This is a genomic window from Pseudomonas sp. GM33 (assembly GCF_000282295.1).
Lineage (GTDB): Bacteria > Pseudomonadota > Gammaproteobacteria > Pseudomonadales > Pseudomonadaceae > Aquipseudomonas > Aquipseudomonas laurylsulfatiphila.
In genome coordinates this window covers 1-21,185 of the sequence record NZ_AKJO01000160.1, presented here as the reverse complement: position 1 = coordinate 21,185, position 21,185 = coordinate 1, and the positions used below count along the sequence as shown (strand labels likewise).

At 61.3% G+C, this 21,185-nt stretch carries 19 protein-coding genes; 12 read left to right on the top strand and 7 right to left on the bottom strand.

Annotated features, from left to right (window positions below):
* Positions 1-111 precede the first annotated feature (111 nt).
* Positions 112-1,062: a DUF1853 family protein gene (locus PMI26_RS04115; protein ID WP_007979141.1), complete on the top strand. Its 951-nt coding sequence runs from the start codon at positions 112-114 to the stop codon at positions 1,060-1,062.
* Between the two features lie 159 nt (positions 1,063-1,221).
* Here the strand turns inward: PMI26_RS04115 and PMI26_RS04120 are convergent, their stop codons facing one another.
* Positions 1,222-2,325, bottom strand: coding sequence for a DUF2855 family protein (locus PMI26_RS04120; protein WP_007979140.1), 1,104 nt, complete (start codon positions 2,323-2,325; stop codon positions 1,222-1,224).
* Positions 2,326-2,379: 54 nt separating this feature from the next.
* Between PMI26_RS04120 and PMI26_RS04125 the strand changes: the two genes are divergently transcribed.
* Positions 2,380-3,045 (top strand): TetR/AcrR family transcriptional regulator, encoded by a 666-nt coding sequence (locus PMI26_RS04125; RefSeq protein WP_007979139.1) that lies wholly within the window; start codon positions 2,380-2,382, stop codon positions 3,043-3,045.
* 17 nt (positions 3,046-3,062) lie between these two features.
* Here the strand turns inward: PMI26_RS04125 and PMI26_RS04130 are convergent, their stop codons facing one another.
* Positions 3,063-3,623, bottom strand: a complete 561-nt coding sequence (locus PMI26_RS04130) for an NADPH-dependent FMN reductase (protein WP_007979138.1) — start codon at positions 3,621-3,623, stop codon at positions 3,063-3,065.
* Between the two features lie 175 nt (positions 3,624-3,798).
* On the opposite strand from PMI26_RS04130, the gene PMI26_RS04135 reads away from it, so the two are divergent.
* Complete coding sequence (locus PMI26_RS04135; protein WP_007979133.1) at positions 3,799-4,026, top strand: hypothetical protein; 228 nt, start codon at positions 3,799-3,801, stop codon at positions 4,024-4,026.
* An 88-nt stretch (positions 4,027-4,114) separates the two neighbouring features.
* The gene (locus tag PMI26_RS04140; RefSeq protein ID WP_007979129.1) at positions 4,115-5,008 is read left to right on the top strand and encodes a LysR family transcriptional regulator; all 894 of its coding nucleotides are present in this window, start codon (positions 4,115-4,117) and stop codon (positions 5,006-5,008) included.
* On the opposite strand, the gene PMI26_RS04145 is transcribed toward PMI26_RS04140, so the two are convergent.
* From PMI26_RS04145 to PMI26_RS04165, 5 genes are all read right to left on the bottom strand, one after another.
* Positions 4,974-5,588: a GNAT family N-acetyltransferase gene (locus tag PMI26_RS04145; protein ID WP_007979127.1), complete on the bottom strand. Its 615-nt coding sequence runs from the start codon at positions 5,586-5,588 to the stop codon at positions 4,974-4,976. The two genes, PMI26_RS04140 and PMI26_RS04145, sit on opposite strands and share 35 nt — an antisense overlap.
* Positions 5,589-5,602: 14 nt before the next feature.
* Entirely contained in the window at positions 5,603-7,858 is a 2,256-nt protein-coding gene (locus PMI26_RS04150) for an Orn/Lys/Arg decarboxylase N-terminal domain-containing protein (protein ID WP_007979125.1), read from the bottom strand.
* Between the two features lie 260 nt (positions 7,859-8,118).
* Positions 8,119-8,877 (bottom strand): DNA polymerase III subunit epsilon, encoded by a 759-nt coding sequence (gene dnaQ / locus PMI26_RS04155; RefSeq protein WP_007979124.1) that lies wholly within the window; start codon positions 8,875-8,877, stop codon positions 8,119-8,121.
* A 192-nt stretch (positions 8,878-9,069) separates the two neighbouring features.
* Positions 9,070-9,522: a ribonuclease HI gene (gene rnhA / locus PMI26_RS04160; protein WP_007979123.1), complete on the bottom strand. Its 453-nt coding sequence runs from the start codon at positions 9,520-9,522 to the stop codon at positions 9,070-9,072.
* A 92-nt stretch (positions 9,523-9,614) separates the two neighbouring features.
* A complete protein-coding gene (locus PMI26_RS04165; RefSeq protein WP_007979122.1) occupies positions 9,615-10,373 on the bottom strand; it encodes a class I SAM-dependent methyltransferase in 759 nt (252 codons plus the stop codon).
* Positions 10,374-10,438: 65 nt separating this feature from the next.
* On the opposite strand from PMI26_RS04165, the gene gloB reads away from it, so the two are divergent.
* The 8 genes from gloB (at position 10,439) to fabI (ending at position 21,130) form a co-directional block, all read left to right on the top strand.
* On the top strand, positions 10,439-11,206 hold the full coding sequence (gene gloB, locus PMI26_RS04170; RefSeq protein ID WP_007979120.1) for a hydroxyacylglutathione hydrolase: 768 nt from the start codon (positions 10,439-10,441) through the stop codon (positions 11,204-11,206).
* Positions 11,207-11,305: 99 nt separating this feature from the next.
* A complete protein-coding gene (locus tag PMI26_RS04175) occupies positions 11,306-12,736 on the top strand; it encodes a transglycosylase SLT domain-containing protein (protein WP_007979119.1) in 1,431 nt (476 codons plus the stop codon).
* A gap of 210 nt (positions 12,737-12,946) precedes the next feature.
* On the top strand, positions 12,947-14,767 hold the full coding sequence (locus PMI26_RS04180; protein WP_443200854.1) for an extracellular solute-binding protein: 1,821 nt from the start codon (positions 12,947-12,949) through the stop codon (positions 14,765-14,767).
* Complete coding sequence (locus PMI26_RS04185; RefSeq protein ID WP_007979117.1) at positions 14,764-16,605, top strand: extracellular solute-binding protein; 1,842 nt, start codon at positions 14,764-14,766, stop codon at positions 16,603-16,605. The genes PMI26_RS04180 and PMI26_RS04185 overlap by 4 nt, the downstream gene beginning before the upstream one ends.
* 4 nt (positions 16,606-16,609) lie before the next feature.
* Positions 16,610-17,683 carry a microcin C ABC transporter permease YejB gene (locus tag PMI26_RS04190; protein WP_007979116.1) on the top strand — a complete coding sequence of 358 codons (1,074 nt, stop codon included), beginning with the start codon at positions 16,610-16,612 and terminating at the stop codon, positions 17,681-17,683.
* 1 nt (position 17,684) lies between these two features.
* Positions 17,685-18,704, top strand: coding sequence for an ABC transporter permease (locus PMI26_RS04195; RefSeq protein WP_007979115.1), 1,020 nt, complete (start codon positions 17,685-17,687; stop codon positions 18,702-18,704).
* Position 18,705: 1 nt separating this feature from the next.
* Complete coding sequence (locus tag PMI26_RS04200; RefSeq protein WP_007979114.1) at positions 18,706-20,316, top strand: ABC transporter ATP-binding protein; 1,611 nt, start codon at positions 18,706-18,708, stop codon at positions 20,314-20,316.
* Positions 20,317-20,335: 19 nt separating this feature from the next.
* Positions 20,336-21,130, top strand: a complete 795-nt coding sequence (gene fabI / locus PMI26_RS04205) for an enoyl-ACP reductase FabI (protein WP_007979113.1) — start codon at positions 20,336-20,338, stop codon at positions 21,128-21,130.
* Positions 21,131-21,185 lie beyond the last annotated feature (55 nt).

Sequence of the window (21,185 nt, the reverse complement as noted above, 5' to 3'; positions counted from 1 at the left end):
CCTGCGGGGATCTGTGTGGCGGCGAAAACCACGATTATGGGCGAAAGCCGCCCGTAGACAAAATCCTTTCAGCTTCAAGGGTGTGCCCGGGTTTCGGGCTATGCTCGCAAGATGATGCTATTTCCGGATTTGCTCCACCTGCCCCATCAATTACGCCACCCCGAAGTGCGTGACCTGGCGTGGGTCATCCTCGCCCCGCCCATGCTGGACGATACCCCGTGGCCGCAACGTCACCCGTTGGCCGGCAGCGACTGGGTGCAGGCACCGGACCGGCTGGAGCAGTGGCTGCGGCAGCTGGACCGGGACAGTTATGGCTTATTGCACTGGCTGGCCCAGGCCCGCACCCGCCGCCTGGGCCTGTACTACGAACGCCTCTGGCAATTTGCCGTGCAGCATGCGCCGGGCATTGAGCTGATTGCCGCCAACATGCCGATCCGCCGCGAAGGGCACACCCTGGGTGAACTGGACATGCTGCTGCGCGACCGCGACGGTGTGCATCACCTGGAACTGGCGATCAAGCTCTACCTAGGCCCGCAATCGGGCGACGGGCACGACACCGCCCAGTGGCTGGGCCCGGGCTGCCACGATCGGCTCGACCGCAAACTGGCGCACCTGAGCCAGCATCAGTTACCGATTTCCGCACGCCCCGAGAGCCGTGAAGTACTGGCGGCGCTGGATATCCAGGCCTTCAGCGCCCATTTATGGCTGGGAGGTTATTTGCTCTACCCCTGGCCCGGACAGGCCGCCCCGCCGTCGGGTGCCCATCCGCAGCATTTGCGCGGTCGCTGGCTGCATCAAAAGGATTGGCCGGCGTTGGTTGCCCAGAGCGCACCCGGTCGCTGGCAACCCTTGCCCCGCCATGCCTGGCTGGCACCGGCGCACTATGCGGCGGAGCACACCTGGACCCCTGAACAGATGCAGGCATGGCTCAATGACCTGGACCCGCTGGCACCGGCACAACTGCTGGTGCGCCTGACGGAAAATGCCAATGGCGACTGGGAAGAGGCCGAGCGCTTGTTTCTGGTGGCGGATCTTTGGCCGAATGTGTCGGGACAGGGTTGAGTTTTGCATTGCCTGAGCCGGCCCCTTCGCGGGCAAGCCCGCTCCCACAGGGATTCTCAGCGGATACAAAATCTCTATTCGACCGAGATCAAATGTGGGAGCGGGCTTGCTCGCGAAGAAGTCACCACGGTCTATCCGGGATGCACGAAGACTGCCCGCCTACAACCGAATCACATGCCCCTCGACAGGTGGAACCTGGCCATGAAACAAGCGGAAAATGACGCTTTGCGCAGCCTCATAACCTCGGCCTTCAATGACCTTCAGCAATGGTCTTTCACTTTCCGTCACCAGCCGAATAAACCGCAGCAACCCCTCGCCGATATGCTGGCTGACCCCTTCCGGCCCCCATTCGGCATTGCGCTTGCGGATCTGGATCGGCGCAAAAAAGAACACCGGTTGCGGCCCTTCGATAGCCGTCAACCGTGCCTCATCGGTACTTTGCGCAGAGCCGGCGAAGCAGCTGTAGACCAGTTGCCCGGCACAGTGCTGGTGCACCTGATCCCGCAACGGGAGGTCACCCGAAAAATCCACATACAGCGCAGGACAATTATTCCCAAGACTCGTCAGCTCTTCATAGGACACTACCCGCTCGTAACAACCGAGGGTTTCGACAAAGGCTTTGTTGGCGGCCGAGGTCAGGGCAATCCGTTCCAGTTGCGGATGACTCTCCAGGCAGACCGCCGTGCCGTAGGCGGTTTTACTCGACGCACTGGAAAACACCAGCCGGGTTGCGCCAAAGAACTGGTTGTCCTGGAGGAAGTCCGCCAGCATTGAAGAGGTCAGAAACAACGGTTTGAGCAGAATCTGCAGGTTTTCGGTTTCAGGCCTGTAGTACGCATCCCAACCGCATCGCGTGTATTGGTTGTACGCCGAGGTCAGCCCTAAACGGTGCCCGGCCCCGTCGTAGAAGCCACGTTCGGTGACCCGTTCCGGGCGCATCCACAGGTGACTGGCCAGCGGAAAGTAACCGTAAAAGCGCTCGCCCACCTCGATGCCGGTCACGGTCGACGCAATGACGTCCGCGAATCCCCAGGCCGGAATATGGCCCCAGCCCTCCTCGCCGGCGGGAAAGAAACCCCAGTAGTTCATTGAATTGCCATACGCCGCGTACGTAATGTTGTTGGTAGTCAGTGCGCAACGATCAATCTTCAGGATTACCTCGCCGGCTGCCGGAACCAGGCTACGTCGTTCCTGCGCTATGCGGCTCTGGTCCAGAGCATTTTTACGGGTAATCAGGCGTGTTACCGTGGTGAAATCCTGCATGTTCGGTCTCCTGCTGCGACACGGTGGCGGGTCACACAAGGGTAAGGACTGCCGATGAAGAGTGGGTTCGGAAACACCAGGGGCGACTCGCCCCCCCTCAATTCCCGCGCCAAGCCGCTGAAACGACCCAGCCAGGCTCGGGCGATTTTCACCGTCGAGGCGATTTACGAGGCTTTTGTTCGGATTTGGCAGCGCAACGGCTGGTCAAGACTGACCACCCGGGACGTGGCACTGGAAGCCGGTGTGGCGATTGGCACGCTGTATGACTATTTCCCGAGCAAAAAAGCCCTGCTGTCGGGTTACATCCGGCATCGCCTGGATGTACTGCTGGCTCAACTGGATCAAGACGTTATCCGGGCAAACGACCTCGACTGGCTGGCGCGCATCAAGCGACTGGTGCGCCTGACCTGCGACCCTGACGATCCCCGACAACCGCTGTTCAACCATGCCGTGTCGCTCATCGAGCATCAGATCGCCGAACCCAAGCATCACCGAAGGGTGTACGAGGAACTGTCGCAAAAATGGCGGGAAGCCTTCGCGGCCTGCGGCGATTTGCCGACGCAGCCGTCAGCGCCGACTATTGAAGCCTGGGTCATCATGGCCTGGGGCGGACGTCGCTACTGCATCACGGCACAACCGGCGGCGGAACAAACCGCCGCCTGGCTGTCGGAAATGGAAGCACTGGTTTGCAGCCGATTGGCCAACGCGTCGCGGGACTGAGCGCTGGCAAACGAACATCAGACTTTCTTGTGCTGCTCGACCCATTGCCCATAGGCATTGATGAAGCTTTGCAGGAACGGCTTGACCGACTCGGACAATTTGCCCGCCTCGTCGAACGCCGAACCGGCGTTCCCCAGATAGGCCTCCGGTTGCTGCATCAGCGGTACATTGAGAAAAACCATGGATTGACGCAGGTTGTGGTTGGCGCCAAACCCGCCGACGGCCCCCGGCGAAACGCTGATAATCGCGCCTGGCTTGCCGTTCCAGGCACTTTTCCCATAGGGACGCGAACCCACGTCAATCGCGTTTTTCAACGGTGCCGGCACCGAGCGGTTGTATTCCGGGGTTACGAACAGCACCGCGTCGGATGAACTCACTTGTTGTCGGAAAGTGCTGTAGGCTGCCGGCGGTGAAGCGCCATCGATGTCTTCGTTGTAGAGCGGCAGGTCGCCAATTTCGACGATGTTGAGCTTGAGATTGGCCGGAGCCAGTTCAGCCAGGGCCCGTGCGACCTTGCGGTTGATCGATTCCTTTCTCAAGCTGCCGACCACGACGGCGACCGAATAGACGTTGCTCATGGGAATGTCTCGACTGTCCGATAGGAAGAGCTTGTAGTTATAGATGACGATTCAAGCAGCGGGCGACTGAAAACGCCGTCCCTGACTATTTTTTTCCTGTAGGAAAACTTACCTCACCCAGGCACGGTCTACAGAGCCGCAAATTGAGTGATTTATCTCCAGAGGTTCTAAGCAGATGGCAGCAGTACTCGTCGGTCAGTTCCATGCAAGAGACGCGGAAGGCCGTATTTATTCGGTGCACGAGTTCCAGGAATCCACCCCGGCGGTAGACGGTTCAGGGCCTGTCACTACCTATAAGCTGGCCATTGGCGACCGTGTCAACAAGGTCGACGACAATGAATTCATGCTGGTGCAAACCGGTGTGACCATTACCCGCGAACCGCAAACCGTCAGCGCTTCATAACCCGTCGTTATGAGCAGAAGTCATATGCGCGGACTTGGGGTAGGATTCAGCCACTGACTCCTCCACCTGCTGAACATGGACTTCACGCATGCGCTTACGCCATATCGAAGTGATCCAGGCGCTCCTGCAGACCGGTCACCTGGGCACCGCTGCCGAATGGCTGCAGTTGCCAGTGGCCGAAGTCGAGCGCTTGCTGCGCGACGCCGAGGATCAGCTGGGGTTCATGCTGTTCGCCAGCGTTCGCGGACGATTGCAGGCCACCCGCGAAGCGCAGCAACTGCAGGTGGAAATTGCCCGGGTCTACGACGCGCTCGAACCGGTGCAGCGTCTGGCCAACAGCCTCAGGCAATACCTGGCGCCGCCGCTGCGCATCATCTGCACACCGCCCCTGGCCAACCAATTGTTGCCTTACAGCATCGCGGCCCTGCGTCGACGTCTGCCCGACGCGCCTTGCACACTGCTGAGCCAGCCGACCCGCGACATCGTCAGAAGCCTGCTGCTGCGTGAAAGCGATCTGGGCCTGAGCCTGCACGACCCCGATCACGCCGACCTCGATTGCAAGGTGATTGCCCAAGGCAAACTTCAGTTGCTCGCCCCCCATGGCTGGCTGCAACCGAAACAGAAATACATTTCACTGCAGGACCTGGCCGGCCAATCGATGATCGGCCTGGAGGGGCACGACCCGCTGAGCCCGGCACTGGAAAACAAACTGCACGGTTTGCGCCCTGCCCCGGTGATTCAGACCCGGGTGCAGACGCACCAGATGATGCGCAGCATGGTCGAGGCCGGCGAAGGCCTGGCCATCGTCGACCCCTTCACCGCCCTCGGCGCCAAAGCCTCGGGACTGGACAGCTGCCCGCTGGCACCCGCCATCCCGGTCAGCCTTTACGCCCTGTCCCTGAAAAACACCGAAGCGTCTCCGGCGGTTCAGGCCCTGTTGGCCATCGTTACGGAACAAGCCGCGGCGATGCTGACGAACTGAGCGGGTTTTCCAGCGGGTTTTCGAATATTCGATACCAGAACAGCGCCACTTCGGCGGTGTTCGGATCGATGCCGCGATAGCGCAGATGGTCGACCCCGCCGATCACGTAACCGCAGCGTTCGTAGAGCCGACAGGCCCCCAGGTTGTTGTTCTGGGTTTCGAGCATGATGCCCGGAAGTTTCTTCTTGCGGCTCCAGAACTGCGCCACATCCAGCAGTGCCTTGGCCACGCCGTGCCGCCGGGCCGGCGCATGCACCGCCAGTTCGTCGATATGGGCAAAGCCGTTCCAGTTGGTGCTGACCACCAGGTGCCCCACGGGCTGGTCATCCAGATAGGCCATGAAAATCGCGCTGTCGGCGGCATCGCGGAAGCTGCTGAACTCCTCCGGGTCGATGCCGTAGCACTTGCGGTAAGGCGTGATCGGCGTCACCGGCCACTGCGCGACCGGTTTGCCGATTTCGGCCGCACCATAGGCTGCGACTTCAAAACTGAAATCACTGCCCCAGATGTAGGCGGCAAAACCTTCATCGGCAACCCGTACCGACAACCCTGGATAATTCGGATTTATAACCGGCTGCATACTGGGAAAGGTCCTCACTCCTTGATGCAATCGACGGTGTAGCACCGCCCACTGCCCTGATCTTCGTGTTGCAATCCGTGCACATCAGCAACGAACCCCGGGAAACTGCTATCGAACGTGCGGGCAAATGCCAGGTAATCGATGATCGAGCGGGTCGACTCGGTAAAGCGTTCACCCGGCATGATCAACGGAATGCCGGGTGGGTACGGCACCAGCATCACCGCGGCGATCCGTCCGAGCAGCGCATCGATCGATACGGCCTCGACTTCACCGCGCACCAATTGATCATAGGCGTGCGCCGGCTTCATCGCGACTTCCGGCAGTACGGTGTACATGCGCTTGAGGTGCCTGGCGGTGGCATTGCTGCGATAACAGGCATGCAACTGATCGCACAGATCACGCAGGCCCATGCCCTGATACCGCGCGACATTCTCCTGCGCCACGCAAGGCAGGCAACTGGCCAGACTGACGTTGGCGTCATAGCTGCGCTTGAACTCCAGCAATTCGGTGAGCAGCGTGCTCCACTTGCCCTTGGTGATGCCCATGGAGAACAACACCAGGAACGAATACAGCCCGGTCTTCTCAACCACCAGGCCACGCTCCCAAAGGAACTTGCTGACCACCGCCGCCGGAATCCCGCGCTCGCTGAGGGCGCCACCGGCCGTCAGCCCCGGCATCACCAGCGTGACCTTGATCGGGTCGAGCAGCACATAATCGTCGGTCACGCCACCAAAGCCGTGCCAGTCGGCCTCTGGCTGCAGCAACCAGTCCTCGGTGACGACCCGCTCGATGCCTTCCGCCGACGGCGGTTGCCAGATCGAAAACCACCAGTCATCAGCGGCAATGTGCTGGCGCAAGTTAGCCAGCGCCCGGCGAAAACTCAGGGCTTCGTCGAACATCTCCTGCAGCAGCGAACGCCCGGCCGGCCCTTCCATCATCGCCGAAGCCACATCCAGCGAGGCGATGATGCCGTACTGCGGCGAGGTCGAGATGTGCATCATGAACGCTTCGTTGAAGCGATCCCGGTCCAGTTGCCGCGCGCCGCCATCGCGCACGTGAATCATCGACGCCTGGCTGAAGGCCGCCAGCAACTTGTGGGTGGAATGGGTGGTGAACACCAACGGACTGTCTTCATCGCGGGACGTGCCCATGCCGTAGCGCCCGGCAAAAAACTCATGGAACGCCGCATAGGCGTACCAGGCCTCGTCGAAGTGCAGCACCTCGACACTGTTGCCCAGTTGCTGCCTGATCAGTTCGGCGTTGTAGCAGAGGCCGTCATAGGTCGAATTGGTCACTACGGCGAGCTTGACCTTCGGTGCACGCCCCTTGGTCAGCGGGCTGGCGTCGATCTTGGCCTGGATCGATTCGCGACTGAACTCGCTCAGGGGAATCGGGCCGATGATCCCCAGCTCATTACGCTCCGGACACAAGTACAGCGGGATCGCGCCGGTCATGATGATCGAGTGCAACACCGACTTGTGGCAATTACGGTCCACCAGCACCAGATCATCGCGAGCGACCACCGAGTGCCAGACAATCTTGTTGGCCGTGGACGTGCCATTGATCACGAAAAAGGTGTGATCGGCGCCGAAATTACGCGCTGCACGGGCCTCGGCTTCAGCCAGGGGACCGGTGTGATCGAGCAAGGAACCGAGCTCCGGCACCGACACCGAAAGATCCGAGCGCAGGGTGTTTTCCCCGAAAAACTGGTGGAACGCCTGCCCGACCGGACTCTTGTGATACGCCACCCCTCCGCCGTGACCGGGGGTATGCCAGGAATAGTTGGAATCCGCGGTGTGCTGCACCAAGGCCTTGAAGAACGGCGGCAACAGGCCATCGAGGTATTTGCGCGCGGCGCGGGCTACCTGCCGGGCAAGAAAAGGCACGGTGTCTTCAAACAGGTAAAGAATGCCGCGCAACTGGTTGAGCTCGGCCATGGCATCGGCGGGCGCGTTTTCCAGGGTCACTTTTTCGCCCAGGGCGAAGATCGGCAGATCCGGCGCACGCACTCGCGCCAGACCGATCAGTTCGGCCATGTTTTGCAACAAGTGGGAATGGGTGCTGGCGTCCTCAGACGCTATCAACATGCAGGACAGGCCATGGTAGGTCGACGCCACCAGTCGCCCTTCGGTGTAGTCCACCGCCGAAACGACGCTGAACCCTTCCTGCTCCAGCTCTCGGGCAATTCCCCGCACGCGGTCGCCGGCGACGCTGTCGGCCTTGATGTCGCGATGGACAATCAGGACCGGGAATTTCAAATCTTTATACATGAGGCTCAGTGTCCTGAGGCGGCAGACCAGAGCCTGCCAATCACCTCAGGGTAGAGTGTTGCAGCGCAAGTGGCGAGCGGGATGCACCAACTTGTGGCGACTGGAGCGCTTCCCTGTGGCGAGGGGGCTTGCCCCCGTTGGAGCGCGAAGCGGTCCCATCATTCTTCCAGATAAACCGCAGAGGATGTATTTACGACTGCTTCGCAGCCGAACGGGGGCAAGCCCCCTCGCCACAAAAACAGTGTCTGCCAAACAGGGTGTCAGGCCTGCGCTTCAGCCTCAGCCAACTGCACCCACAACGCCGGGGCACCAGCGGATTTGCCGATGATTTCCAGGCGCGCCGCGTGGCGGGCCAGGTCGTCTTCGCTGGCGCGGATGATGCGCGTCGGCTGGCGATCCGCCGGCAAACGACGGATCTCCGTGGCCGAGTTGTCCGCCCCTTCACCGGAGCCATTGCCATCGGAGGCGTTACCGGCCAGGGACAGGCTGGTCTGCCCACCGGTCATGGTCAGGTAGACGTCGGCGAGAATCTCGGAGTCGAGCAAGGCGCCGTGCAGCTCACGGCCGGAGTTGTCGACGCCATAACGTTTGCACAAGGCGTCGAGGCTGTTGCGCTGCCCCGGGTGACGTTCCCGGGCCATCATCAGGGTGTCGAGGATCGTGCAGTGCTGCGTGATGTCCGCGCGATCCTGCTGCCCCATCAGGGCGAATTCGTTGTTGATGAAACCAACGTCGAACGCCGCGTTATGGATGATCAGCTGCGCGCCCTTGATGAACTCGAAGAACTCTTCGGCCACCTCGGCAAAACGCGGCTTGCCGACGAGGAATTCGTTGGTGATGCCGTGGACACCGATGGCGCCCTCGTCACTTTCGCGATCGGGCTGCAGGTACACGTGAAAGTGCCGGCCCGTCAGGCGGCGGCCGATCAACTCGACACAACCGATTTCGATAATCCGGTGGCCGTCGGTCACCGGCATGCCGGTGGTTTCGGTGTCGAGTACAACGGATCTGGTTGCCATCAGTGCTCAGCTCTCAATCGGTATTCGGGCAAAAGCGGTGATGTTATCACGCTTGCAGAGGCTTTCAGATACACCGAGTCGCCGCCTTCGCGAGCAAGCCCGCTCCCACAAGGGATCTGTGGCGCATGGAGATCAATGTGGGAGCGGGCTTGCTCGCGAAGGCGGCGGCGCGATGCATCGGTAGTACCGGAATCAGCCCTGCTTGTACCCGCGCACTTCGTCGACGCCACGGTTGGCCAACTGGTCGGCGCGTTCGTTGCCGTGATGGCCAATGTGCCCGCGCACCCATTTCCAGGTGACCTTGTGGCGGTTGACCTGCTCGTCGAGCAATTTCCACAGGTCGGCGTTTTTCACCGGTTCCTTCGCCGCGGTTTTCCAGCCGCGCTTCTTCCAGTTGTCCATCCACTCGTTGATGCCTTTCATCACGTACTGGGAGTCGGTCACCAGCAGCACCTCACAGGGACGCTTGAGCTCTTCCAGGCCACGGATCGCGCCCATCAGCTCCATGCGGTTGTTGGTGGTATTGGCTTCGCCGCCCCAGAGTTCCTTTTCAACGCCCTTGCACACCAGCAGTGCGCCCCAGCCGCCTGGGCCAGGGTTGCCCTTGCAGGCGCCGTCGGTGAACAGTTCTACGCTATCGCTCATGCCAATCTATCCAGAAAATGCGCTGGCCCGCCGATCGCAGATCGACGACGCCCGAAGCCGGGACAGGCCCGGCCGCAAATGAAAAGTGTGTATTACGGTTCGATGTTGCGACGGTTGACCTTGGCCATCGGCAAGGGAATCAACTTGCCCATCGGCTCGCGCCGCTCCTGACGGACCGGTCGCAGGCCCACCACGATCTTGCGTGCCACCAATAAATAGAAGCCGCCGCCCGACAGTTGCCAGTCACCGGCCTTGCGCTCCCAACCGGCCAGGCGGGCCTGCCACGCCGGTGACGCAAGCGGCGGACGATAGCACCCGAAGCGGCGTTTCTCCAGCGCGAAGCCCAGCAGGTTCAGCCAGTCCGCGACCCGTGACGGCGAAATGCAGCGCGCCTTGCGCAGCCCATCCTGGGCAAACACATGCCGCAGGCCCCAACTGCTCCAGGGATTGATGCCGATAATCAGCAGATGCCCGCCGGGCCGCACGCTGCTTGCCGCCTCGCGCAGCAAACCATGGGGCGACAGGCAGAAATCGAGGCCATGTTGCAACACCACCACATCGGCGGCGTGCTCGCTCAGCGGCCAGGCCTGCTCCTCACAGACGATCTCGACCCCCGGCAACGGCGCGCCAAGGCGTACGTTACGCTGCACCTGCGGCGCTGACGGCGGGGTCTGGGCCGAGGGACCGTAATGCACCAGATAGCCACCAAAGAACCGCCCGAGCTCGTCTTCGAGCATGCGCCGCTCTTCGTCCAGCAGGAATTGCCCGATCGGACCTTCCAGCCACTCGCGGGCTGCGCTGATCAACGCCAGCCAGTCAGGATCAGCCTGTGCGAACGCTTTATCAGTCATTGCATTCTCCAACGCGCCAGGAAGTTCTAAGATGCGCCATTGTTTTCCGCTTGGCGAATCCGACGATGATACAGATCACAGCCCTGCCCGCCTTCACCGACAACTACATCTGGTTGTTACAAGACCACGGCAGCAAACGCTGCGCGGTAGTCGACCCGGGTGATGCCGCCCCGGTACACGCCTGGCTCACGGCAAATCCCGGTTGGGTACTGAGTGATATTCTGATCACTCACCACCATCATGACCACGTCGGCGGCGTCGAACTGCTGAAGAAAGCGACAAACGCGACAGTCTATGGTCCGGCCAGCGAAACGATCCCTGCGCGGGACGTAGCACTCAAGGACAACGACAAGGTCAGTGTGCTCGGCTGGGACTTCGACGTCTTCGCGGTCCCCGGCCATACCCTGGGACATATCGCCTATTACCATCACGGTTTGCTGTTCTGCGGCGACACCCTGTTTGCCGCCGGCTGCGGGCGGTTGTTCGAAGGCACGCCCCAGCAAATGTACAGCTCGCTGACACGTCTTGCGGGGTTGCCGGAAGACACGCTGGTCTACTGCACCCACGAGTACACCCTGAGCAATCTGAAGTTTGCCGCCGCTGTCGAGCCGAACAACCCGGATACGGCCGAACGCCTGGCCAAAGTCACCCGCCAACGGGAATCCGGGATCATGACGCTGCCGTCGACACTGGCGCTGGAAAAGCTCACAAACCCGTTTTTGCGTTCTGCTGAAACATCCGTTAAAGAAAAAGCGGACGAACGGACCGGCACCGATAACTCGGCGCCCGATATGGTTTTTGCTGCGCTTCGAGCGTGGAAAGACACGTTCTAAAAGGGCCCCACAAGGCTGCAACAATTCTGAAAGGTTGACCGCGCAGGGTGCGCTTTCTAGAATCGCCCGACATTTTTGCCCGGAACTTACTTCCAGCCAATGTCGTCACCTATTCGCAAAGCCATCAGTTCAGACGCATTGACCCGCTTGGCTCAAGCCATTGCGGTGGCTGTGTCCGCCACCCTGGCGGGCTGTTCCAGCCATGCGCCGCAGACCGATGCGGCGCACACGCCGAACATCGCCGCGCGCGCCAAGCAGAAGCCGATCTGGCTCAGCGAAAAGCCCAGCCCGCAAATTCCACAGGACGTCTGGGAGCGTATGCGCCAGGGCTTCCAGTTGCAGGACGGGCTGGGTGTCAACCCGCGCATCGAGCAGCAGCGCCTGTGGTTCGCCAGCAACCCGTCTTTCCTCGAAAACGCCGGTGAACGCGGCAGCCTCTACATTCACTACATCGTCGAGCGCCTTGAAGAACGCAACATGCCGCTGGAGCTGGCCCTGTTGCCAGTGATTGAAAGTGCCTACAACCCGATGGCCTACTCCCGGGCCGACGCGGTGGGTCTTTGGCAATTCATCCCATCCACCGGCCGTTACTTCAACCTGCGCCAGACCCGTTTCTATGATGGCCGTCGCGACATCACCGCGTCGACCACCGCCGCACTGGATTACCTGACCCGCCTGCACGACATGTTCAACGGCGACTGGATGCTGGCCCTGGCGGCCTACAACGCCGGCGAAGGCACCGTCAGCCGGGCCATCGAGCGCAACGAGCGTCTCGGCCTGCCAACCGACTACTGGAACCTGCCGCTGCCCTCCGAAACCCAGGCCTACGTGCCGAAGTTGCTGGCGCTGTCGCAAGTGGTGATGGCGCCTGAAGCCTATGGCGTGAACCTCAACCCGATCGCCAACCAGCCCTATTTCCAGGTCGTCGAAATCAACCAGCGCATGGACCTGTCCAAGGTCGCTGAAGTGGCCAACATCGACGAAGACGAACTGTTCCAGCTCAACCCGGCCTTCAAGCAGCGCACCACCATCGACGGCCCGCAGCACCTGCTGGTGCCGACCTCCAAGGCGCAACTGCTGACCAGCAGCCTGCAGACCATGCGTCCTGAAGAGTTGATCAGCAAGAAATCGCTCAAGCCGGTCTTCGAAGGCGCCGACGACACCCAGGTCGCCAGCGCCAGGCGCTCCTATCGGGTCAAACGGGGTGACAACCTCGGCTCCATCGCCAAGGCCAACAACGTTGACGTGAAGGACCTGCAACGCTGGAACAAACTGACCGGCAAGAATCTCAAGCCCGGCCAGACCCTGGTCATGCAGGACAACAGCAAACGCAGCTCCGGGCGCGTCAACACCGTGATTGCCGCCAACTCCAAAAAGCAGCAGACCAAGTACAAGGTCCAGCAAGGCGATTCGCTGGCCCTCGTGGCCAAGCGCTTCAACGTCGAGATGCAGCACCTCAAGCGCTGGAATCCTCGTGTCGGCCAGGCGCTGAAACCCGGCCAGATGTTGACGGTAGCCAATCCGCATTAAAAAGAGCCCCTGATTTCAGGGGCTTTTTTATGCCTGCTCAGTTTTTGTGGGCAGTGCAAAAACCTGTGGGAGCAAGCTCGCTCCCACAGGGATTGTGGCCCGGCCGATATTACGCATTTACCCCCGTCTTTTTCCTGTCCATACAAGCTGTTACTGTACGATCCACAAAGCCCAAGCCGCCTGGATCGGATCTCCTATTTGAAGCGTCCCCTGCCCCTGCTCCTGATCAGCCTGGCCTTGAGCTCCACCGCAAGCGCGACGATCAGCGAAAGCCATGGTTATGCGCAGTTCGGCACGCTCAAGTACCCGGCCCGATTTACCCACTTCGACTGGGTCAACCCGCAAGCGCCCAAGGGCGGTACGTTGCGGGTGATGGCGTTTGGCACCTTCGATACGCTCAACCCGTACACCTTCAAGGGCACCAGCCCGGTCACCACGCCGAACTTCCTGCAATACGGCATCAACGAACTCAACGAACCACTGATGGTCGGCACCGGGCAGTACGCGCCTTCGGGTGACGAACCCGCGTCCAGCTATGGCCTGATCGCCCAGTCGGTGGAGTACAGCGAGGACCGCAGTTGGGTGGTGTTCAACCTGCGTCCTGAAGCACGCTTCCATGACGGTACGCCGATTACCGCCTTCGACGTTGCGTTCTCCTACCGCACGCTGCTCAAGGAAGGGCATCCGCTGTACCGCACCAACCTTCAGGAGGTGCTGCGGGTCGACATCCTCAACCCGCAGCGTATCCGTTTCGTGTTCAAGCGCGCCGGCAATCCGCTGCTGATCCTGCGCCTGGGCGAAATGCCGGTGTTGCCACAGCACTACTGGAAAGGCCGTGACTTCAAGGCCACCACGTTCGAACCACCGCTGGGCAGCGGGCCGTATCGCATCACGTCGGTCACGCCAGGACGCCAGATCGTCTTTGAACGGGTCAAGGATTACTGGGGCAAGGACCTGTCAGTCAATCGCGGCAAGTACAACGTCGACCGCATGGAAGTCGAGTTCTACCGCGACAGCGACGTCGCATTCGAGGCGTTCAAGGCCGGTGAATTCGACATCTATATCGAGCATCAGGCGAAGAACTGGGACACCGGCTACAACTTTCCCGCCCTACGCCGCGGTGACGTGATCAGGGCGCAGATCCCCCACCAGATCCCGACCCAGACCCAGGGCCTGTTCATGAACGGCCGCCGACCGACTTTCTCGGACGCCAGGGTCCGTGAAGCGCTGGGGTTGATGTTCAACTTTGAATGGACCAACCGCGCGCTGTTCAGCGGTGCCTACAAACGCGCCATGAGCTATTACCCCAACAGCGAGTTCTCGGCCAGCGGCTTGCCGGTCGGGCATGAATGGCTGTTGCTCAAGCCCTACCGTGAACAGCTGCCGGCCAGGCTCTTTACCGAGCCGTTCAGCCTGCCGCAGACCGATGGCCGCGGCATCCCCCGGGAGACCTTGCGCAAAGCCCTCGGCCTGCTCGCCGAAGCCGGCTGGAAGCTCAATGGTCAGCACCTGCAAAACGCCGCAGGCCAACCCTTGCGCCTGGAGCTGTTGCTGGTCAACCCGAACCTGGAACGCATCCTCCAGCCCTACGTCGAGAACCTCGCCGGCATCGGCATCGATGCGCAGTTGCGCACGGTCGATCGCGCGCAATACAAGCAGCGCCTCGACCAGTTCGATTTCGACATGATCCTGATGACCCTCAACCAGACCCTCAGCCCGGGCCTGGAACAATGGCAGTACTTTCACTCCAGCCAGGCCGGGGTCAAGGGCAGCAAGAACTACGCCGGCATTGCCAACCCGGTGGTCGACCATCTGCTCGAACAGTTGCTGGCCGCCCAGACCCGTGACCAGCAAGTCGCCGCCGGCAAGGCCCTTGACCGCGTGCTGCTGTGGCAGCACTACATCGTTCCCAACTGGTACCTCAATTATCACCGTCTGGCGTACCGCAACCGGCTCGCCTTTGTCACCACGCCGCCTTACACCCTGGGCCTGAATGCGTGGTGGCTGAAATCTTCGGAGAAAGATCAATGAAGCCCATCCGCACCCTGCTCCTGCAGGCCAGCGGCCTGTTGTTCGCCGGGCTGGCCTGCGCCGCCCCGCAACACGCCGTGACCCTGTACAACGAGCCGCCGAAATACCCGGCCGACTTCAAGCACTTCGACTACGTCAATCCCGACGCCCCCAAGGGCGGGATCTTCCGCCAGGCCGGGTTCGGTGGCTTCGACAGCCTCAACCCGTTCATCAGCAAAGGCGTGCCGGCGGATGATATCGGCATCATCTACGACACCCTGGCCAAGCAAGGCCTGGACGAACCGTTCACCGAGTACGGCCTGATCGCCCGGCTGATCGAGAAAGCCCCGGACAACGGCTGGGTGCGCTTCTACCTGCGCCCCGAAGCGCGCTTCCATGACGGCCACCCGGTACGCGCCGAGGACGTGGTGTTCAGCTTCCAGATGCTGACCAAGGACGGCGCACCGATGTACCGCGGTTACTATAACGACGTGGCCGAAGTGATTGCCGAAGACCCGCTGACCGTGCTGTTCAAGTTCAAGCACACCAACAACCGCGAGCTGCCGCTGATCCTCGGCCAGTTGCCGGTGCTGCCCAAGCATTGGTGGGTCGACCGCGACTTCAACAAGGGCAACCTGGAGATCCCGTTGGGCAGCGGCCCGTACAAGGTCGGCGAAGTGAAGGCCGGGCGCTCGGTGCGCTACGAGCGGGTCAAGGACTACTGGGGCAAGGACCTGCCGGTCAATCGCGGTTTCTATAACTTCGACGTGATGACCACCGATTACTACCGCGACAACACCGTGGCCCTGGAAGCGCTCAAGGCCGGGCAGTTCGATTACTGGCTGGAAATGACCGCGAAGAACTGGGCCAACGCCTACAACATCCCGGCGGTCACCGAGGGCCGACTGGTCAAGGAGCAGATTCCCAACGGCAATCCGACCGGCATGCAAGGCTTCGTGTTCAATCTGCGCCGCCCGGTGTTCCAGGATGTGCGCGTCCGCCAGGCCCTGTCGCTGTTGCTGGATTTCGAATGGACCAACAAGCAACTGTTCAACGGTGCCTATGTGCGTACCCGCAGTTACTTCGAGAACTCGGAAATGGCCGCCACCGGCCTGCCTGACACCGATCAGGTGGCGATCCTCGAGCCGTTCCGCGCCAAGCTGCCACCGCAGGTGTTCAGCGAAGCCTTCCAGAACCCGACCACCGACGGCAGCGGCATGATCCGCGCCCAGCAACGGCAAGCCTATCAACTGCTGCAGGAGGCGGGCTGGCGCATCGTCGATGACAAAATGGTCGACGCCACCGGCAAGCCGGTGGTCATCGAGTTCCTGTTGGCCCAGACCGAATTCGAACGGGTGCTGCTGCCGTTCAAGCGCAACCTGAGCGACCTGGGTATCGACCTGGTGATCCGCCGGGTCGACGTCTCGCAGTACATCAACCGCGTGCGCTCCCGGGACTTCGACATGATCGTCGGCAGCTTCCCGCAGTCCAACTCACCGGGTAACGAACAACGGGAATTCTGGATGTCGGCCGCCGCCGACAAACCCGGCAGCCGCAATTCCATGGGGCTCAAGGATCCGGTGGTCGATCAACTGGTCGAGCGACTGATCAACGCCGATTCGCGCAAAAGCCTGGTGGCCCATGCCCGCGCGCTGGACCGCGTTCTGCAATGGGGCTATTACGTAATACCCAACTGGCACATCAAGACCTGGCGCGTGGCGTACTGGAACCACATCGGCCACCCGAAGGTCTCGCCCAAGTACGACATCGGCACGGCCACCTGGTGGGTCAAGCCCGACATCAAGCCGGCGATAGAAGTCGAAACCATACTGCAGGCCGATCCTGCGGGCACGGAGTAATCAGATGCTGGCGTACATTTTTCGTCGACTGTTGCTGATCATTCCGACCCTGTTCGGCATCTTGCTGATCAATTTCGTGATCATCCAGGCCGCCCCGGGCGGACCGGTGGAGCAGATGATCGCCAAGCTCGAAGGCTTCGAAGGCGCCACCAGCCGCATCGCCGGCGGCGGCGCCGAAGTCTCGGTGGCAGGCTCGGCCTATCGCGGCGCCCAGGGCCTGGACCCGGCGCTGATCAAGGAAATCGAGCACATGTACGGCTTCGACAAATCGGCGCCGGAACGCTTGTGGATCATGGTCAAGAACTATGCGTCGCTGGATTTCGGCGACAGCTTCTTTCGCGACGCCAAGGTCATCGACCTGATCAAGGAAAAGATGCCGGTCTCGATCTCCCTCGGGCTGTGGAGCACCCTGATCATGTACCTGGTGTCGATCCCGCTGGGGATCGCCAAGGCCACGCGACACGGCAGCCATTTCGACGTCTGGACCAGTTCGGCGATCATCGTCGGCTACGCGATCCCGGCGTTCCTGTTCGCCATCCTGTTGATCGTGGTGTTCGCCGGCGGCAGTTATCTGGACTGGTTCCCGTTGCGCGGGCTGACCTCGAACAACTTCGATGAACTGAGTATGGGCGGCAAGATCCTCGACTACTTCTGGCACCTGGCGCTGCCGGTGACCGCGCTGGTGATCGGCAACTTCGCGACCATGACCCTGCTGACCAAAAACAGCTTCCTCGACGAGATCAACAAGCAGTACGTGATCACTGCCAGGGCCAAGGGCCTGACCAACCACCGCGTGCTGTACGGCCACGTGTTCCGCAACGCCATGCTGCTGGTGATCGCCGGTTTCCCTTCAGCCTTCATCGGTATCTTCTTCACCGGCTCGCTGCTGGTGGAGGTGATCTTCTCCCTCGACGGCCTGGGCCTGATGAGTTTCGAAGCGGCGATCAACCGCGATTACCCGGTGGTGTTCGGCACGCTGTTCATCTTCACGTTGCTGGGGCTGGTGGTGAAACTGATCGGCGACCTCACCTACACCTTTGTCGATCCGCGCATCGACTTCGAAAGCCGGGAGCATTGAGATGAACCTGTCCCCTCTCAATCGCCGACGCTTCGAACTGTTCAAGGCCAACAAGCGTGGCTGGTGGTCGCTGTGGCTGTTCCTGATCCTGTTCGGCGCCAGCCTGGGTGCCGAGCTGATCGCCAACGACAAGCCGCTGGCGGTGCATTACGACAACAACTGGTACTTCCCGGCGCTCAAGCGCTACCCGGAAACCACCTTCGGCGGCGAATTCCCGCTGGAAGCCAACTACAAGAGTCCGTACATCCGCGAACTGCTCAAGGCCAAGGACGCCTGGGTGCTGTGGGCGCCGATTCCCTACAGCTACCAGAGCATCAACTACGACCTGAAAGTCCCGGCCCCGGCCCCGCCCTCGACGGACAACCTGCTGGGCACCGACGACCAGGGCCGCGACGTGCTGGCCCGGGTGATCTACGGTTTCCGCATTTCGGTGCTGTTCGCCCTGACCCTGACCGTGCTCAGTTCGATCATCGGCGTGATCGCCGGGGCCTTGCAGGGTTTCTACGGCGGCTGGGTGGACCTGGCCGGACAGCGCTTCCTGGAGATCTGGTCCGGGCTGCCGGTGCTGTACCTGCTGATCATCCTCGCCAGCTTCGTGCAACCCAACTTCTGGTGGCTGCTGGGGATCATGCTGCTGTTCTCGTGGATGAGCCTGGTGGACGTGGTGCGCGCCGAGTTCCTGCGCGGGCGCAACCTGGAATACGTGCGCGCCGCCCGCGCCCTGGGCATGCAGAACGGCGCGATCATGTTCCGCCATATCCTGCCCAACGCGATGGTCTCGACCATGACCTTCATGCCGTTCATCCTCACCGGCGCCATCGGCACACTGACAGCCCTGGACTTCCTCGGTTTCGGTCTGCCGGCAGGCAGCCCGTCGCTGGGTGAACTGGTGGCCCAGGGCAAATCCAACCTGCAGGCGCCGTGGCTGGGCATCAGCGCCTTTGCGGTGCTGGCCCTGATGTTGAGCCTGCTGGTGTTCATCGGCGAATCCGCTCGCGATGCCTTCGACCCGAGGAAGTGAAATGAATCAGGACAATCTGATCGAAGTGCGCAACCTGTCCGTCGAATTTGTCGTCGGCAATCGTTGTCAGCGGGCCGTCGAAGGCGTCAGCTTCGACATCAAGCGCGGCGAAACCCTGGCGCTGGTCGGCGAGAGCGGTTCCGGTAAATCGGTGACCGCACATTCGATCCTGCGCCTGCTGCCCTACCCGCTCGCGCGCCATCCCTCCGGTACCATCGAGTATTCCGGGCAGAACCTGCTGGACCTGAAGGAAAAAACCATCCGCCACATTCGTGGCAACCGGATTGCGATGATCTTCCAGGAGCCGATGACCTCGCTCAATCCGCTGCACTCGATCGAAAAGCAGATCAACGAAGTGCTGGGCATCCACAAGGGCCTGAGCGGCAAGGTCGCGACCAAACGCACCCTGGAACTGCTGGAGATGGTCGGCATCCCCGAGCCGCACAAGCGCCTCAAGGCCCTGCCCCACGAATTGTCCGGCGGCCAGCGCCAGCGGGTGATGATCGCCATGGCCCTGGCCAACGAACCGGAACTGCTGATCGCCGACGAGCCGACCACCGCGCTGGACGTGACCGTTCAGCTGAAAATCCTCGAATTGCTCAAGCAATTGCAGGCGCGACTGGGCATGGCGCTGCTGCTGATCAGCCACGATTTGAACCTTGTGCGAAGAATTGCGCATCGCGTATGTGTCATGCAGCAAGGTTGCATCGTCGAACAGGCATCGTGCGAAGAATTGTTCCACGCGCCGCAGCATCCGTACACTCGGGAACTGCTGGCAGCGGAGCCCGGTGGCAAGCCCGCAAGCAACGTGATCGGCCCGCCCTTGCTGGCGGTCGAGGACCTGAAAGTCTGGTTTCCGATCAAGAAAGGCTTGCTCAAGCGCACGGTGGATTACGTCAAGGCGGTCGACGGCATCAACTTCAGCCTGCCCCAGGGCCAGACCCTGGGGATAGTGGGTGAAAGCGGTTCCGGCAAATCGACCCTGGGCCTGGCGATTTTGCGGCTGATCGCCAGCAAAGGCGCCATTCGCTTTGAAGGCCAGGCGCTGGACAGCCTGACGCAGCAACAGGTCAGGCCGTTGCGGCGGGAGATGCAAGTGGTGTTTCAGGACCCTTACGGCAGCCTGAGCCCACGGATGTGTGTCAACGACATCGTTGGCGAAGGCCTGCGGATCCACAAGATGGGCACCGAGGCGCAACAGGAACAAGCGATCATTGCAGCACTCAAGGAGGTAGGCCTGGATCCGGAAACCCGGCACCGCTACCCCCACGAATTTTCCGGCGGGCAACGGCAGAGAATCGCCATTGCCCGGGCATTGGTGTTAAAACCGGCGTTGATTTTGCTGGACGAGCCGACTTCGGCCCTCGACCGCACGGTACAACGCCAGGTAGTGGAGCTTTTGCGTTCGCTGCAAACCAAGTACAACCTGACGTATCTGTTTATCAGCCATGACCTGGCTGTGGTGAAAGCGCTGAGCCACCAGTTGATGGTGGTAAAGCATGGCCAAGTGGTCGAACAGGGAGACGCGCAAAGCATTTTTGCCGCCCCCCAACATCCGTATACACAGCAGTTGCTGGAAGCCGCTTTTTTGGCTCCGGCCACTGCGCAATAACCTGAAAGAGGAGCAACACATGGGTTTTCTCGCCGGTAAGCGCGTACTGATCGTCGGTGTCGCCAGCAAGCTGTCCATCGCATCCGGCATTGCTGCCGCCATGCATCGCGAGGGCGCTGAGCTTGCCTTCACTTATCAGAACGACAAACTCAAGGGTCGTGTCGAAGAGTTCGCACAGAGCTGGGGTTCGAACCCTGAGCTGTGCTTCCCGTGCGACGTGGCCAGCGATGAAGAAATCGCCAAGGTCTTCGTTGAGCTGGGCAAGAAGTGGGACGGCCTGGACTGCATCGTGCACTCCGTGGGCTTCGCCCCGGGCGACCAACTGGACGGCGACTTCACCGAAGCCACCACCCGTGAAGGTTTCCGCATCGCTCACGACATCAGCGCCTACAGCTTCGTGGCCCTGGCCAAGGCCGGCCGCGAAATGATGAAAGGCCGCAACGGCAGCCTGCTGACCCTGTCGTACCTGGGCGCCGAGCGCACCATGCCGAACTACAACGTGATGGGCATGGCCAAGGCTTCGCTGGAAGCCGGCGTACGTTACCTGGCCGGCTCCCTGGGCCCGGACGGTACCCGCGTCAACTGCGTATCGGCAGGCCCGATCCGCACCCTCGCCGCTTCCGGCATCAAGAACTTCCGCAAGATGCTGGCCGCCAACGAAGCGCAAACCCCGCTGCGCCGCAACGTCACCATCGAAGAAGTCGGCAACGCCGGCGCCTTCCTGTGCTCGGACCTGGCGTCCGGCATCAGCGGTGAAATCATGTACGTGGACGGTGGCTTCAACACCACGGCCATGGGCAGCCTCGAAGAGTAATCTTCGGTAAGCCAATAAAAAACCCGCCTCTATTCAGGCTGTGTGAAAACACGCT